The organism is Arthrobacter sp. zg-Y1143, assembly GCF_030125565.1.
GTDB lineage: Bacteria > Actinomycetota > Actinomycetes > Actinomycetales > Micrococcaceae > Arthrobacter_B.
The window spans coordinates 62,479-78,145 of the sequence record NZ_JASKLW010000005.1; the positions used below are offsets into that span (position 1 = coordinate 62,479).

The following is a 15,667-nucleotide window of genomic DNA, read 5'->3' on the forward strand; positions in this document are numbered from 1 at the left end:
GTTGCCGGTACCACTCACTACGTACGGAAGGAAGCCTCAGATGAGCGAAGAGCGCCCCACCGAGGAACGGCATGTTCCGGTGCTGCGCGACCGCTGCATCAATCTCCTGGCTCCCTCGATTGAACGCGCAGTCGCAGAACGCGGCCGCGCCGTCGTCGTGGATGCAACCCTGGGAATGGGCGGACACAGCGAAGCCATGCTGCAGCGGTTCCCGGAACTGCACCTGATCGGCATTGACCGTGACCAGCAGGCCCTGGCGCTGGCCGGAAAGCGGCTCGAACCCTTCAACGACCGGATCGACCTGGTTCACGCCGTGTATGACGAGATTGCCGACGTCGTCACAGATCTGGGCTTCGACGGCATCGACGGCGCACTCTTCGACCTCGGGGTCTCCTCCCTCCAGCTGGACGAGAGGGACCGCGGCTTCGCGTATTCATACGACGCGCCGCTGGACATGCGGATGGATACCACCCGCGGACAGACCGCGGCCGACGTCGTCAACACCTACAGCGAAACCGAACTGGTCACCCTCATCCGCAAGTGGGGCGAGGAGAAGTTCGCCGGCCGCATTGCATCGGCCATCGTTGCGGCCCGCGCCGTCCAGCCCTTCTCCACCACCGGCGAGCTGGTGGAAACCATCCGCAAGGTGGTTCCCGCTGCTGCGGCCCGCACCGGCGGACACCCCGCCAAGCGCACCTTCCAGGCCCTGCGGATCGAAGTGAATGAGGAACTGGACGTGCTGGAGCGCGCCATCCCGGCATCACTGTCGGTGCTGAACCTGGGCGGCCGGGTTGTGGTGCTCTCCTACCACTCGCTTGAAGACAAGATCGTCAAGGGTGTCTTCGCCGCGGGAGCCCGGTCTTCCGCCCCCAAGGGTTTCCCCGTTGAGCTTGAGCAGCACAAGGCCCAGCTCACACGGCTGACGAAGGGCACCGAAGTGCCCACCGACGAAGAAATAGCAGAGAACCCCCGCGCGGCATCGGCCAAGCTCCGGGCAGTAGAACGAATCCGCAAACCCATGGATGGGGCCAGGAAATAATGAGTGAACGTCGGCCATCGGCCCGAATCGGCTCCGGCCGCGCAGCGCAGTCGGTTGTGGGCAACACCGCCCGTGCCCTCGATTGGGACACAGCCACAGCCGCTCCCGCGCCCAAGCGGCGCACTCCGCTGTCGCTGGTCCCTGCGGCCGCCCGCAGGAAGCGCACTCCGTTCGCTGTCGTATGCTTCGCGGCCCTGGTGCTGGGACTGGCGTCCGTGCTGCTCCTGAACATCTCCGTTTCCAGCGGCCAGTACGAGCTTGTACAGCTGCAGAGCCAGCAGGCGGAACTCGCCCAGCGCAACGAGGCCCTGACACAGGAAATCGAAAACCACCAGGCGCCCCAGGTCCTGGCAGCGGCCGCAGGGGAGCTGGGCATGGTGTCTTCACCCACCTTCGGCACCATCGACCTGATGACCTTGGGCGTTACGGGCAGCCCCGAAGCCGCCAAGGAAGCAGACCCGGCCAAGGCACTGATCGGTGCTCCCAGTGTCCTGACACAACCGGTGGCACCCGCGCCTTCCGTGGTTCCGGAGGAATCCCGGGATACTGTGAGGGCGACCGAGGAGCAGGAGGAAACCGCTCCCCGGGAACAGGACACGGCTCCCGCCGCGCCCACGGTTGTACCCCAAGCGCCCGAGACGGTACCGGAAGCTGAGCTGAACGGTGGAACCATCCCGGTTCCGGGCCAGAGAAGCGGAAACTGATCCAGGCCGGCAGGCATCGAATTTAGGCATAAACAAGGACACGTTGTGGCACAAACTTCCGGCCCGGACAACCACAGGGTGGCCATCGTAGCCAAGCGGCTGCGTGTCGGCCTGGTCCTGGCACTGGCACTGCTGGCACTGCTGGGGCTCCGCCTGTTCTGGGTCCAGGCGGTGGACCCGGACGGCATGGCGCAGGCCGCCGTCGACAAGCGGCTGGTGACCGTCCCTGTTCCGGCCCTGCGCGGCAGCATCCTGGATGCCAAGGGCAACTACCTGGCCCGCAGTGTGGAGCGCTTCGACATAGTTGTGGACCAGCGCCTCTCCCAGGACATCGAGGAGAAGTACAAGCGCCGCGACGCCGAAGGCACCCTGCAGGAAGTCACCTTCGACCAGGCCTTTACGGAACTTTCGGCCGTACTGGGCCAAGACCCGGAGACCCTGCGTTCTGCTGTGCTGGGGGAGAAGGGCTTCAACTTCGTCGCCAAGACCGTGACCCCTGAAATCAAGGAGAAGGTCCTGGCCGTCAAGTTCCCGGGGATCTACGCGGACCGCACCACGCTGAGGACCTACCCCTCCGGAGCGGTGGGCGGTTCCATTGTCGGTTTCCTCGGCACGGAAGGTGCCCAGGAAGGCCTGGAGCTTACCCAGGACGGCATCCTGGCCGGTGCTGCCGGCAGCAAGACGTACGAAATCGGCGGTGACGGCATCCGCATCCCGTACGCCACCAACACTGACGAACCGGTCCGGGACGGGCAGTCCATCAAGCTCAGCATCGACCAGGACCTGCAGTGGTTCGCCCAGCAGACCATTGCCGCGCAGGTGGAGGAATACCACGCCGAGTGGGGCAACATCGTCGCCATGGAGGTGGAGACGGGCAGGGTTGTTGCACTGGCCGAATCCACCACTGCCGACCCGAACGATCCCGGCGCAACACCGGCGGAATCGCGCAAGGCACGCTCCGTCACGGACTCCTTCGAACCTGGTTCCACCACCAAGGTGATCACCATGGCCGCCGGCATCGAAGAGGGGATCATCACCCCGCAGTCGCAGTTCGAACTTGAGCCCACCTACACCGTCGACGGCCAGACGTTCAAGGACGCCTCGCCCCACGGAGTGCTGCACATGACGGCCTCGGGAATCCTGGCCAAGTCGCTGAACACCGGGACCGTGAAGATCGGCCAGCAGTTGACTCCCCAGGAACGGTACGACTGGCTGACGAAGTTTGGAGTCGGCCAGCCCCTGGGCGTGGGCCTGAACGGAGAGACCGCAGGCCTGCTGGCCGACCCGGAGGACTGGGACAACCGGCAGCAGTACACCGTGCTCTTCGGCCAGGGCCTGACCCAGACCGCGCTGCACACCGCCAGCGTCTACCAGACCATCGCCAACGACGGCGTCCGGCTGAAGCCGAGCATCATTGACTCAGTGATCGACGAGGACGGCACGGAGCATCCGGTGGAGAAGGACACGGGAACCCGGGTGGTGTCCAAAGAGACGGCCACGCAGGTACAGCACATGCTGGAGACGGTCACCACGGATGGTTCCGGCGCCACCGGCGCGCTGAAGCAGTACCGCGTGGGTTCCAAGACCGGTACCGCGGAGGCTCCCGGCGCCAACGGCGGTTACGACGGTTCCACACTCTCCTATGCTGGTATTGCACCCATGGACGACCCCAAGTACGTGGTTGTGGTGACCCTCCAGCGGCCCCAGGGCGACCTCTACTACATCGTTCCCGGCCAGTCCTTCCAAAAGGTCATGGAACAAGCCCTGGTCAGCAACAACGTGCCGCCGTCCAAGGGTGAGCCGGAGACCTACCCCATTGAGTACTAATTCCTGGAGCAACGAAGTGGCAACAAGTGAAGATCAGCAGCCCGGTTCCGGGTTCCGCCCTGCCGCCGTGGAACCCGTCACCATGCGTGCTGCGGTAGACCGGCTGCCGGCGGCCCTGCGCGCGGTGGCGCCCGCAGCAGGAACCGGGAACACCGCCTGGGGCACTGAACTGACCGGTCTCACCATCAACTCCCGCGAGGTGCTGCCGGGCGACCTGTATGTGGGTGTTGCCGGGGCGCGCCACCACGGCGCCCGTTTCGCTGCCGCAGCCGAAAAGGCCGGCGCCGCCGCAGTTCTGACCGACGAGGCCGGGCTGGAACACCTCGAAGGACTCGGCATCCCCGTGTTCCTCGCAGGCGACGTCCGCCGCCTGGTGGGCCCGCTCGCCGCTGCCGTGTTCAACAGCATGCCCGCCGACGGGCAGCGCCCGGTGCTGCTCGGCGTCACCGGCACCAACGGCAAAACCACCACCTCCTACTTCGTGAACTCCCTGCAGCAGGCACTCGGGCGGACCACCGGGCTCATCGGCACCATCGAGATCCTGGCCGGCGGGGAATCGATTCCCAGTGTGCTGACCACCCCTGAATCGCCCCAGGTCCACGGGCTGCTGGCGCTCATGCGCGAGCGGGGCCTGGACGCGGCCACCATGGAGGTCTCTTCGCACGCCATCAGCTACCGGCGGGTGGACGGGATCCGTTTTGACGTAGCCGGGTTCACCAACCTCACCCAGGACCACCTGGACCTGCACGGATCCATGGAGGAATACTTCGCCGCCAAGGCCGCGCTGTTCCAGCCCGACCGTGCCCGCCGCGCCGTGGTGACCGTCGACGGCGAATGGGGCACCAGGATGGCCGAACGGGCCGGGGTGCCGGTCCTGACCCTGTCCACGGACGGTGCAGGTGCCGGTGCGGACTGGAACGTGACCGAGGTGGCTCCCCGCGGCCTCGGGCACTCTTTCGTGCTGAGCGGCCCGGACAACGTACAGCTGCGCGTGTCTACCGCCCTGCCCGGCGGGTTCAATGTATCCAACGCAGCCTTGGCCACCGTTATGGTCCTGGCCTCCGGTGTCCCCGCGGACGCCGTACAGGAGGCACTCGATACCCATGACCCGTTCACCGTTGAGGTGCCGGGACGGATGCAGCTGATCGGCGAAGAGCCGGCTGCCATTGTTGATTTTGCGCACAACCCCGATGCGCTGACCCGCACCCTGGAGGCCGTGCGGCGCACTGACGAGGACAGCAGGGTGATCATCGTCTTCGGTGCCACCGGCGAACGCGACCAGACCAAGCGCCCGCTGATGGGGGCCATCGCAGCGCGGCTGGCCGACGTCGTCGTCGTCACCGATGACGACCCGCACGGTGAGGACGCGGCGGCGATCCGCGCCGACGTGCTCCGCGGTGCATCGGCAGCGCAGTCCCGGGAGGGGCTCACCTGTGTCATTGAGGAAGTGGCACCCCGTGCTGCAGCCATTGACCGCGCCGTGGAACTTGCCCGGCCGCAGGACACTGTCCTGGTGGCGGGCCGGGGCCACGAGGTCTGGCAGGAAGTCATGGGGGAGAACCTCGCCCTGGACGACAGGGTGGAGCTGCGCCGGGCTTTGACAAGATACGGATTCACTGCCCTTTCCAGCGACGGGGTAGAGTCCTAAATCGTTATGATTGAACTTAATGCAGCCGAAATAGCGGCAATCACGGGCGGCGAACTGATCGGTCCGGCCGCGCAGGCACCGGTTCCGGCAGTGACTTCCGCCACTACGGATTCCCGTGAAGTAACCGGGGGTTCGCTCTTCATAGCCAAGCCGGGGGAGAACTCCGACGGCCACCTGTACGTGGGGACGGCCTTTGAACGCGGCGCCGTGCTGGCGCTGGTGGAGCGTCCCGTGACCGACGACGCCGGCGCGCTGTACCCCGCCGTTATGGTTCCCGACGCCGTCCTCGCCATGGGCGCCATCGCCGCGGAAATAGTCCGCAGGCTCCGGGCCCACGGCGAGCTGACCGTCATCGGCATTACCGGATCCGCCGGAAAGACCACCACCAAGGACCTGCTGGCAGGGGTGCTGTCGCAGGCGGGCCCCACCGTGTCGCCCGTCGGGTCCTACAACGGTGAAGTAGGCCTGCCGCTGACTGTGTTCAACGCCGGCTACGGGACCCGCTACCTCGTGATGGAAATGGGTGCCACGCGCATCGGTAACATCCGCTACCTGGCGGACATGGTGAAGCCGGACATCGGAGTGGTCCTGTTCGTAGGGTCCGCCCACGCCGGCGAATTCGGCGGCGTGGAAAACATTGCCGTGGCCAAGGGTGAACTGGTGGAGGCGCTGCCCGAAGGCGGTACCGCCATCCTGAACGCAGACGACGTCCGCGTGTCCGCGATGGCCTCCCGCACCCAGGCCCCGGTGCTGTACTTCACCTCCTCGCCGGAGGAAGCCCACGGGGCCAAGAACGCCGTGCGCGCCCTGGACGCGCGTACCGACGCCGAGGGCCGCCCGGTCTTTACGCTGCTGCTGCCCGACGGCAGCAAGCACGAGATCCGCTCCGGGCTCATTGGCGCGCACCACACCGCGAACCTGCTGGCAGCCGCTGCGGCTGCGTATGCCGCCGGCATCAGCGGCGAGCAGATCGCCGCGGGACTGTCCGGACGCACCGCGGCCAGCCGCTGGCGGATGGAACGCACCGACCGGGCCGACGGCGTCACCGTCATCAACGACGCCTACAACGCCAATCCCGAATCCATGCGGGCAGCGCTGCGGACCCTGGCCGAACTCGGCGCCGAACGCCGCACCTGGGCGGTGCTGGGCGAAATGCTCGAACTCGGTGAAGACTCCGTCACCGAACACGACGCGATCGGCCGGTACGTTGTCCGGCTGAACATCTCCAAACTGATTGTCGTGGGCACCGGCGCCCGCGCCATGCACACCGGGGCCGTTATGGAGGGTTCATGGGGGGATGAATCCACCTTCGTGGAGACCGCCGAGGACGCCGAACGTATCCTCGCCGAATCCCTGGCGCCCGGTGATCTTGTCCTGTTCAAATCCTCCAACGGAGCAGCCCTGCGCTACCTCGGCGATCGGATAGCCTTGACCCCTGTACCACCGTCCGCAGTCACAGACTCAGCCGCACAGCCGGCCCGTGCCGAAGGGACCGGAGGCGAGAACCTGTGATCTCCCTGCTCGTAGGGTCTTCGCTGGCCATGGTTTTTGCCTTTGCCGGAACACCCCTGTTCATCCGTTTCCTGGTGCACAAAGGCTACGGCCAGTTTGTCCGCGACGACGGCCCCACCTCGCACCACACCAAGCGCGGCACCCCCACCATGGGCGGCGCCGTCATTGTGGCATCCGTGGTGGCTGCGTACTTCATCACCCACCTCATCAGCGGCATGCTCGGATCGGGATCGTTCAGCCCGACGGCGTCGGGCCTGCTGGTGCTGCTCCTCACAGTGGGCATGGGCATGGTCGGTTTCATTGACGACTACACCAAGATCTCCAAACAGCGCAGCCTCGGCCTGAACGCCAAGGCCAAAATCATCCTGCAGGCCGCGGTGGGCATAACCTTCGCCGTCCTGGCCCTGCAGTTCCCGAACGACCAGGGACGCACACCGGCCTCCACCGCCATCTCATTCGTCCGTGACACCGGCGTGGACCTGGCGTTTGCCGGAACCATCATCGGCGCGGTCCTGTTCGTGATCTGGTCCCTGCTGATCACCACCGGAACCACCAACGGCGTGAACCTGGCCGACGGCCTGGACGGCCTCGCCGCCGGCGCCTCGATCCTGGTCTTCGGGGCCTATTTCCTGATCGGCATCTGGCAGTACAACCAGAGCTGCGGTGCCGAGGATGCAGGCTCCGTTTGCTACGAGGTCCGCGATCCGATGGACCTGGCACTGCTGGCCGGAGCCATGGCCGGCGCGCTGGTCGGTTTCCTCTGGTGGAACACGGCGCCCGCCAAGATCTTCATGGGCGACACCGGTTCGCTGGCCATCGGCGGTGCCATTGCCGCTTTCGCCATCCTTTCCCGCACCGAACTGCTTCTCGTGATCCTGGCCGGACTGTTCGTGATCATCACGCTGTCGGTCATCATCCAGGTGGGGTACTTCAAGATCAGCGGCGGCAAGCGTGTGTTCAAGATGGCCCCGCTGCAGCACCACTTTGAACTCAAGGGCTGGGCAGAAGTGACGGTGGTGGTCCGGTTCTGGATCATCGCCGGACTATGCGTAGCCGTGGCACTGGGAATCTTCTACGCCGAATGGGTGGTGGGACTGTGAGTGCTCCTCTTGAGGAACTGACAACCTGGGACGCTGACTGGAGCGGACTGCGCGTGGTGGTGACCGGCATCGGCCTCTCCGGCTTCTCCGCCGCGGACACCCTCGTGGAACTCGGTGCCCGGGTGGTTGTCGTTGACGCGTGCGACACGGAGGAAAACCGTGCCAAGGCGGACACCCTGCGGATTGTGGGTGCAACGGACATCCTGCTGGGTGCGGACGCCGTTGCGTCCCTGCCGCCGGTTGACGGGCAGGCGCCCGACCTGGTGGTGACCTCCCCGGGGTTCCGCCCGACCCATCCGGTGCTGGCAGCAGCCGCCGAGGCAGGTATCCCGGTGTGGGGCGACGTCGAGCTGGCCTGGCGGGTGCGCATCCGCGAAGGCCGCAAGACAGCGCAGTGGCTTGCCATCACCGGAACCAACGGCAAGACCACCACCGTTTCGATGACGGAGAGCATGCTCCGCGCAGCCGGACTGCGAGCCATCGCGGCCGGCAACGTCGGCACGCCGATCCTGGACGCCATCCGGGACCCGGAAGGCTACGACGCCATTGCCGTGGAGCTGTCCAGCTTCCAGCTGCACTGGACGCACTCCATTTCGCCGCTGGCCAGTGTGTGCCTGAACATTGCTGAAGACCACGTGGACTGGCACGGCTCCTATGAGGCCTACATGGCCGATAAGGCCAAGATCTACGAAAACACGCAGGTTGCCTGCATCTACAACGCCGAACAGTACGAGACCGAACACATGGTCGAGGAAGCGGACGTGGTGGAAGGCTGCCGTGCCATCGGCTTCACCACCGGTGTTCCCGCCGTCAGCATGGTGGGCGTTGTCGAAGGCCTGCTGGTGGACCGCGCGTTCATCGAACAGCGGAAGGACTCGGCCGCTGAGCTCGCCGCCATGGCGGACCTGGGGGAGTACGCCCCGCGGCACATGGTGGCCAACGCACTGGCCGCCGCGGCACTGGTGCGGGCCTACGGCGTCGAACCGGCTGCCGTCCGTGAGGGACTGCGCGCCTACTCGCCCGGAGACCACCGGATCCAGGCGGTTGCCCGGCTCGGAGACATCCTCTGGGTCAATGACTCCAAAGCCACCAACCCGCACGCGGCTTCGGCCTCCCTGGCCGCCTTCAGCAGCGTGGTCTGGATTGCCGGCGGCCTGTCCAAGGGCGTGGGCTACGACGACCTGATCGCGGCGCACCGGGACCGGCTCAGGGCCGTGGTCCTGATAGGCGCAGAGACCCGCGACCTGCAGGATTCCCTGGCAAGACACGCACCCGATGTACCGGTGATCCGTGCACTCGGAGAGCAAACTGGTGAAGAGCAGTCCCCGGTCACCAGCGCCGAGGAAATCATGGTCCGTGCCGTTGCTGCAGCGGCCGCCGTCGCGGAGGCCGGTGACACCGTCCTGATGGCTCCGGCAGCTGCGTCCATGGACCAGTTCACGTCATACGCCCACCGCGGCGAGGCTTTTATCGAAGCGGTTGCCGGGTATGTGGGCGAGCAGCAGGAAAACACCACGCCGGGACAGGTCCAAACCCCGAAGGAGCCCTAGATTGGCCACCACGCCCACCGGCAGCAAGCGCAAACCGGTCCTGCGCCGGAATCCGGGCGCGGGATCCAGTAACGGAACGGGCGCGGTATCAGGGACTGGCGGGGCAGCGTCCGGCGCCGGCCGGGCCTCCTCCGCACCCCGGCCGTCTTCCGGCCGGGCCTCAGCGGGCGGGCCCTCCGCGGGCAGGCCCTCCGCGGGCAGGTCCTCCGCAGGCAAAGCGGACAGGACCGCCACGGCCAGCAGGGCCGCGGAGACGGCAGCCGCCGCCGCCAAGCCGGTCTCCCGCCGGGAACGCTTTATGGTTTTCCTGGAAGGCAGCGGCCGCCTTGCCACCGGTTCCAGCTACTACACCATCCTCGGCGCCACGCTGGCGCTGACGGCCATTGGCCTGATGATGGTCCTCTCGGCCTCCTCGGTTGAATCCATCGCTGCAGCCGCCGGAAGCGACGCCGGAGCGGCCACCACGTTCGACCTGTTCCTGAAGCAGTCCATGTTCGCAGCGGCCGGCGTCATCGCGATGCTGGTGCTCTCACGGCTGACCACCCGCCACTACCGGGTCTTGGCCTGGCCGCTGTACTTCCTCGCGATTTTCCTGCTCATCCTGGTGCTGGCGATCGGCAAGGAAGTCAACGGCAACAAGAACTGGATCGAGATTGGTCCCATTACCGGACAGCCGTCGGAAGCCGCGAAGCTGGCCATGGCCATCTGGTTTGCGGCCGTGCTCTCCCGCAAGGGGCGGCTGCTCACTGAGTGGAAGCATGCGTTGATCCCGGTGGTGCCCGGCGGCGGCATCCTGATTGTGCTGGTCATGGCCGGCAGCGACCTTGGCACCGTGATCATCATGGGCCTGATCATGGTGGCCGCACTGTTCTTCGCCGGCGCCCCGGGGCGGTTCCTGGCTGCCCTCGCCGCTGCCGCAGCCTTCGGAGCCCTGCTGATGTCTGCGCTCAGCGGCAACCGGTCCGGCCGAATCAGCGCCTGGCTGAAGCTGGACTGCGGCACCGGACTGTGTGACCAGGCCAACGCGGGCATGTACGCCCTGGCGTCCGGCGGCTGGCTGGGCGTGGGCATCGGGCAGAGCCGGCAGAAGTGGAACTGGATTCCCGAAGCACACAACGACTTCATCTTCGCCATCATCGGCGAGGAGTTCGGCCTGCTGGGCACCCTCGTGGTGGTCAGCCTGTTTGCCGTGCTGGCGATCGCCACCGTCCGGGTAACCATGCGCCACACGGACCCCTTCATCCGGATCGCATGCGGTGCCGTCCTGGTCTGGATCATCGGCCAGGCGGCTGTGAACATCGCCATGGTCACCGGCCTGCTGCCTGTCATCGGTGTTCCGCTGCCCTTCATTTCCTACGGCGGATCGTCCCTGACCTTCACCCTCGCGGCCATCGGCGTCCTGCTTTCCTTTGCCCGCAAAATTCCTGAAAGTGAACCAACAGCTCCATGACGCAGCACCCCTTGTCCGTAGTCCTGGCCGGAGGCGGCACCGCCGGGCACATCAGCCCGCTGCTGGCCATTGCAGACGCCGTGACCGCGCAGCGCCCCGACGCCCGCATCACCGTGGTGGGAACGGCGTCAGGCATGGAAACGCGCCTGGTCCCGGCTGCCGGCTACGAGTTGGCCACCATTGACCGGGTGCCCATGCCCCGCCGTCCCTCGGCGGACCTGGTGAAGCTCCCGGCCCGTCTGGTGCGTGCCGTGAAGCAGGCCGGTGCGATCCTGGACGCTGCACAGGCCGACGTCGTCGTGGGCGTGGGCGGATACGTTTCCACGCCGGTGTACCTGGCGGCCCGCCGCCGCTCACTGCCCGTGATTGTCCATGAAGCCAACGCCCGTCCGGGCCTGGCCAACCGCGTGGGTGCCCGCTTTGCCGCCGTCACCGGGGTCGCCTTCGAAGCCACCAGCCTGCCGAAGGCCACGTGGGTGGGCATGCCGATGCGACGGGAAATCTCCTCGTTGGACCGGAACGCTGCCCGGAACGCTGCCCGGGCCGGTGCCCGTGCCGCGCTGGGACTGAAACCGGACATGCCCACACTGGTGGTCACCGGCGGGTCCTCAGGAGCCGCCAGCATCAACCGTGCCGTGGAACAGGCCCTCCCGGCACTGGCAGCCGCCGGGATCCAGACCCTGCACATCACCGGCCGCGGAAAGTCCCTGCTGGATGCTGCCGGCCGGCCGCTGGCCGCCCCCGGCTACACCCAGGTGGAGTACGTGGACGGGATGGAGACCGCCTACGCGGCAGCGGACCTGCTGCTGGCGCGCTCCGGCGCAGGCACGGTCTGCGAGATCAGTGCCGTGGGCCTGCCCGCCGTGCTGGTGCCGCTGCCGCACGGCAACGGTGAACAGGCACTGAACGCCGAGGCCCTGGTCTCTGCCGGCGGTGCGCTCACCGTGGCCGACCCACTCTTCACAGCCGAATGGATATCGGGCAGGCTGATACCTTTGCTGGCCGATCCGGCAGCACTGGACGCCATGTCCCGGGCGTCGTCCAGCCTGGGAATCCGTGACGCGGACCAGCGGATGGCGGCATTTATTCTCGAAGCAAGCGATAGGTCAAAGGCATGAACCGGCTCAACCCCAGTGACTTGGGACAGGTACACTTCATCGGCCTGGGCGGCGCGGGAATGTCCGCCGTGGCGCGGGTGCTCGTAGCCCAGGGGGTGCCTGTTTCCGGTTCCGATGCGAAGGATTCCCCGGGGCTGCGCGCGCTCGAGGCGCTGGGTGCCACGGTCTACGTCGGGCACGACGCCGCACACGTGGCGGACGCAGACACCGTTGTGGTCTCCACGGCCATCCGCGAGCAGAACCCCGAACTGGCCGAGGCCCGTGCCCGCGGGCTGCGGATCATCCACCGGTCGGTGGCGCTCTCCGCGGCCATGGGGACGCAGGACCTGGTGGCCGTGGCCGGAACCCACGGCAAAACGACCACTTCCGCCATGGTGACGGTCATGCTGCGCGAAGCGGGGCTGGACCCTTCGTTCGCCATCGGCGGCGACGTTGCCGCGCTAGGCGTCAACGCCATGCACGGTACCGGCCCGGTTTTCGTGGCGGAGGCCGATGAATCCGACGCTTCGTTCCTGAACTACAGCCCGCGGGTCTCTGTGGTGACCAACGTCGAAGCGGACCACCTGGACCATTACGGCACCGAAGAAGCGGTGTTCGCCTCCTTTGACGCGTTTGCGGCCCTGCTGCCCGCCGGCGGACTGCTGATTGCCTGCGCCGACGACGCCGGCGCCAGCGCGCTGGCCGACCGCAGCGGTGCCCCGCGGGTCCTGACCTACGGCTACGCGGCGACGGCCGGAGTCCGGGTCTCGGATACCCGCGCCGCGGGCGCAGGGTCGGTCAGCACGCTGCACTTCACGGTGGACGGAACCGAATCCCAGGTGGAGCTGGCGCTGCAGGTTCCGGGCGCCCACAACATCCTCAACGCGGCGGCGGCCTTCGCCGTCGCCCTGGAACTGGGCGTCGACCCGCAGGCCGCCGCGGCGGGACTGGGCACCTTCTCCGGTGCGGCACGGCGCTTCGAACCACGCGGCAGCGCCCGGGGCGTGCAGGTCTTCGACGACTATGCGCACCACCCAACCGAGGTGAACGCGGCCCTGAAGGCCGCCCGGACCGTAGCCGGCTCTCACCGGGTGCATGTATTGTTCCAGCCGCACCTGTTCAGCCGCACACGCAACTTCGCGGCCGAGTTCGCGGCTGCCCTGGACCTGGCGGACACCGCCACGGTGCTGGATATCTACCCCGCACGTGAAGATCCCATTGACGGGGTCACCAGCGAACTAATCACCTCGCGGCTGCACGTGCCCGGCGGCTACGCCGGCTCTGCGGACGAAGCCGTGGCGCAGGTGGCGGACAACGCCGGCGAGGGGGACATTATCCTCACCGTGGGCGCCGGCGATGTCACGGCCCTGGGCAGCGAACTGGTCCGCCGGCTGGCCGCCGGGAAAGCCGTCCATGGCCGGTAGGAAGCGCCCCGGAGGCGACGCCGAGATCATTACCGCCACCCGGGCGCTGGACCCTCGGGACGAAATTACGCACGCCCCGGGCAACGGGGCAAGGGGAGCCGGCAGGACCGGCGGGGCCAAGGGTGCCCCCCGCCCGGCAGGCACCGTCCTGGCCTTTCCCGAGCCTCCGCGCAAGCGCCGTCGCCGGATCGTATGGATCACTGCTGTGTCCGCGCTGGCAGCCGTGGCCCTGTTCTTCGTTTTCCTGGTCTATTCGCCTGTCTTGGCGCTGAAGACCGTGGTGGTGGAGGGCACGGTACTGCTGCCGCGCGAGCAGGCCGAAGCCGCGCTCGAGCCCCTGAAAGGGCAGACGCTGCCCACCATTTCCGACGGGGACGTTGAAGCGCTGCTGCGGGACCGCCCGGAAATCGAGAAGATCGACGTCGCGGCCCAGCCGCCGTCCACACTGGTGGTCACCGTCACCGAGCGCGTTCCGGTGGCCGTCCTGCAGGACGGTCCGCAGTTGGCGCTGATCGATGAGCAGGGCAGGCGCCTTGCAGCCGCTGCTGACCGGGCGGCGGTGCCGCTGCCGCTGATCGACGGCGGTGCCGAGGCTGTGAATGCGCAGGTTTTCCCCAGCATCACCTCGGTGCTTGCCGCGTTGCCGACCAATGTCCTGGCCCTGCTGGAAAGTGCTTCGGCCCAGACCGTGGACTCCGTGGAACTGAAGCTGGCGAGCGGGCAGACGGTATTCTGGGGGAGCGCCGACGACAATGCGGCCAAAGCGCGTGTCCTCGAAGCGCTGATGCGGATGGCACCGACGGATCCGCCCGTGCAGGTCTACGACGTGAGCACTCCGGACCGGCCGGTTACCCGCTGATCCGCAAGAGGCGCAGAAAGAATCCGCCGACACGCGGGGCCGGTAATTGCAGAAGCAGCGCTGGCCCCATAGCGTCTCAGGTAGAGGATTACTTGACATAACTATAACTCTCAAGCTGAGGGTTAGGGTTGGTCAGGTTCAAGGTTTTCGGCCGGGCAGCCGCAGGGACTCCAAGGGGAGGTCCCGGCGGTTTACCCGGGCCGGCAGTTGCAGAACACTAAAAAGTTGCAGAGATTCGAACAAGGGACACAGGACGTGGCAGCACCGCAGAATTACTTGGCCGTCATCAAGGTCGTCGGCATCGGCGGCGGTGGCGTGAACGCCGTAAACCGGATGATTGATGTTGGCCTCCGCGGCGTGGAGTTCATCGCCATCAACACCGATGCGCAGGCTCTGCTGATGAGCGACGCCGACGTCAAGCTTGACGTTGGACGCGAACTCACCCGCGGCCTGGGCGCCGGCGCGGATCCCGAGGTCGGCCGCAAGGCAGCTGAGGACCACGCCGAAGAGATTGAGGAAGTCCTGCGCGGAGCCGACATGGTCTTCGTTACCGCCGGCGAAGGCGGCGGAACCGGCACTGGCGGCGCTCCCGTCGTTGCCCGCATCGCCCGCTCCCTGGGTGCGCTGACCATCGGTGTCGTCACCCGCCCGTTCACCTTCGAAGGCCGCCGCCGCTCCAACCAGGCGGAATCGGGCATCGATACCCTGCGGGACGAAGTGGACACGCTGATCGTGATCCCCAACGACCGCCTGCTCTCGATCAGCGACCGCAACGTGTCCATGCTGGATGCCTTCCGTTCCGCCGACCAGGTGCTGCTCTCCGGCGTGCAGGGCATCACCGACCTGATCACCACCCCGGGTCTGATCAACCTCGACTTCGCCGACGTGAAGTCCGTCATGCAGGGCGCCGGCTCGGCCCTCATGGGCATCGGTTCGGCCCGCGGTGAGGACCGGGCCGTCAAGGCAGCCGAGCTGGCAATAGCTTCTCCGTTGCTTGAGGCCTCCATCGACGGTGCCCACGGCGTACTCCTGTCCATCCAGGGCGGCTCCGACCTCGGCCTCTTCGAAATCAACGAGGCAGCCCGCCTGGTCCAGGAAGTGGCGCACCCCGAAGCCAACATCATCTTCGGTGCCGTCATTGACGATGCCCTGGGTGACGAAGCACGCGTTACGGTTATTGCCGCCGGTTTCGACCAGGTGGACGTCACTTCCCAGCCGGCTTCGCACAAGCCCGCTGAGCCGGCCACCCCGCCGGCTTCGGCTCCGGCCGCAGGCGGCTACGCTGCTGCAGCACCGGCGTCGGCAGGACTTTCGGCCTGGTCGCAGCGGTCCCACCAGCACAGCGACGTCCCGGCAGACGCCGGGTTCGACATCGACCTTCCGGCCGTCGTTGAGTCCGATCTGTCCACCGGCCGTCCGGATGACCTCGACGTCCCCGATTTCCTCAAGTAGGAACC

12 protein-coding genes are annotated in these 15,667 nt (G+C 67.0%); all 12 read left to right on the top strand.

The features are described from left to right. The first annotated feature begins 40 nt into the window (after nucleotides 1–40). The 12 genes from rsmH (at nucleotide 41) to ftsZ (ending at nucleotide 15,662) form a co-directional block, all read left to right on the top strand. Nucleotides 41–1,039: a 16S rRNA (cytosine(1402)-N(4))-methyltransferase RsmH gene (gene rsmH, locus QNN98_RS06820; protein WP_227910837.1), complete on the top strand. Its 999-nt coding sequence runs from the start codon at nucleotides 41–43 to the stop codon at nucleotides 1,037–1,039. Continuing rightward, on the top strand, nucleotides 1,039–1,743 hold the full coding sequence (gene ftsL / locus QNN98_RS06825) for a cell division protein FtsL (RefSeq protein ID WP_227910838.1): 705 nt from the start codon (nucleotides 1,039–1,041) through the stop codon (nucleotides 1,741–1,743). The genes rsmH and ftsL overlap by 1 nt, the downstream gene beginning before the upstream one ends. A 45-nt stretch (nucleotides 1,744–1,788) precedes the next feature. Next, entirely contained in the window at nucleotides 1,789–3,570 is a 1,782-nt protein-coding gene (locus QNN98_RS06830) for a peptidoglycan D,D-transpeptidase FtsI family protein (RefSeq protein WP_283996616.1), read from the top strand. Nucleotides 3,571–3,652: 82 nt separating this feature from the next. Further along, nucleotides 3,653–5,218: a UDP-N-acetylmuramoyl-L-alanyl-D-glutamate--2,6-diaminopimelate ligase gene (locus tag QNN98_RS06835; RefSeq protein WP_283996817.1), complete on the top strand. Its 1,566-nt coding sequence runs from the start codon at nucleotides 3,653–3,655 to the stop codon at nucleotides 5,216–5,218. A gap of 6 nt (nucleotides 5,219–5,224) precedes the next feature. Next, nucleotides 5,225–6,730 (top strand): UDP-N-acetylmuramoyl-tripeptide--D-alanyl-D-alanine ligase, encoded by a 1,506-nt coding sequence (locus QNN98_RS06840; RefSeq protein ID WP_227910840.1) that lies wholly within the window; start codon nucleotides 5,225–5,227, stop codon nucleotides 6,728–6,730. Beyond that, nucleotides 6,727–7,830 (top strand): phospho-N-acetylmuramoyl-pentapeptide-transferase, encoded by a 1,104-nt coding sequence (gene mraY, locus QNN98_RS06845; protein ID WP_227910841.1) that lies wholly within the window; start codon nucleotides 6,727–6,729, stop codon nucleotides 7,828–7,830. Before QNN98_RS06840 ends, mraY begins: the two co-directional genes overlap by 4 nt. After that, nucleotides 7,812–9,380 (top strand): UDP-N-acetylmuramoyl-L-alanine--D-glutamate ligase, encoded by a 1,569-nt coding sequence (gene murD, locus QNN98_RS06850; protein WP_283996617.1) that lies wholly within the window; start codon nucleotides 7,812–7,814, stop codon nucleotides 9,378–9,380. The genes mraY and murD overlap by 19 nt, the downstream gene beginning before the upstream one ends. Before the next feature lies 1 nt (nucleotide 9,381). Then, entirely contained in the window at nucleotides 9,382–10,830 is a 1,449-nt protein-coding gene (locus QNN98_RS06855) for an FtsW/RodA/SpoVE family cell cycle protein (protein WP_283996618.1), read from the top strand. Beyond that, on the top strand, nucleotides 10,827–11,948 hold the full coding sequence (gene murG, locus QNN98_RS06860; RefSeq protein ID WP_283996619.1) for an undecaprenyldiphospho-muramoylpentapeptide beta-N-acetylglucosaminyltransferase: 1,122 nt from the start codon (nucleotides 10,827–10,829) through the stop codon (nucleotides 11,946–11,948). The genes QNN98_RS06855 and murG overlap by 4 nt, the downstream gene beginning before the upstream one ends. After that, complete coding sequence (murC, locus tag QNN98_RS06865) at nucleotides 11,945–13,351, top strand: UDP-N-acetylmuramate--L-alanine ligase (RefSeq protein WP_283996620.1); 1,407 nt, start codon at nucleotides 11,945–11,947, stop codon at nucleotides 13,349–13,351. Before murG ends, murC begins: the two co-directional genes overlap by 4 nt. Beyond that, nucleotides 13,341–14,210, top strand: a complete 870-nt coding sequence (locus tag QNN98_RS06870; RefSeq protein WP_227910846.1) for a cell division protein FtsQ/DivIB — start codon at nucleotides 13,341–13,343, stop codon at nucleotides 14,208–14,210. The genes murC and QNN98_RS06870 overlap by 11 nt, the downstream gene beginning before the upstream one ends. Nucleotides 14,211–14,465: 255 nt before the next feature. Further along, nucleotides 14,466–15,662, top strand: a complete 1,197-nt coding sequence (gene ftsZ / locus QNN98_RS06875; RefSeq protein ID WP_227910847.1) for a cell division protein FtsZ — start codon at nucleotides 14,466–14,468, stop codon at nucleotides 15,660–15,662. Nucleotides 15,663–15,667: the final 5 nt, after the last annotated feature.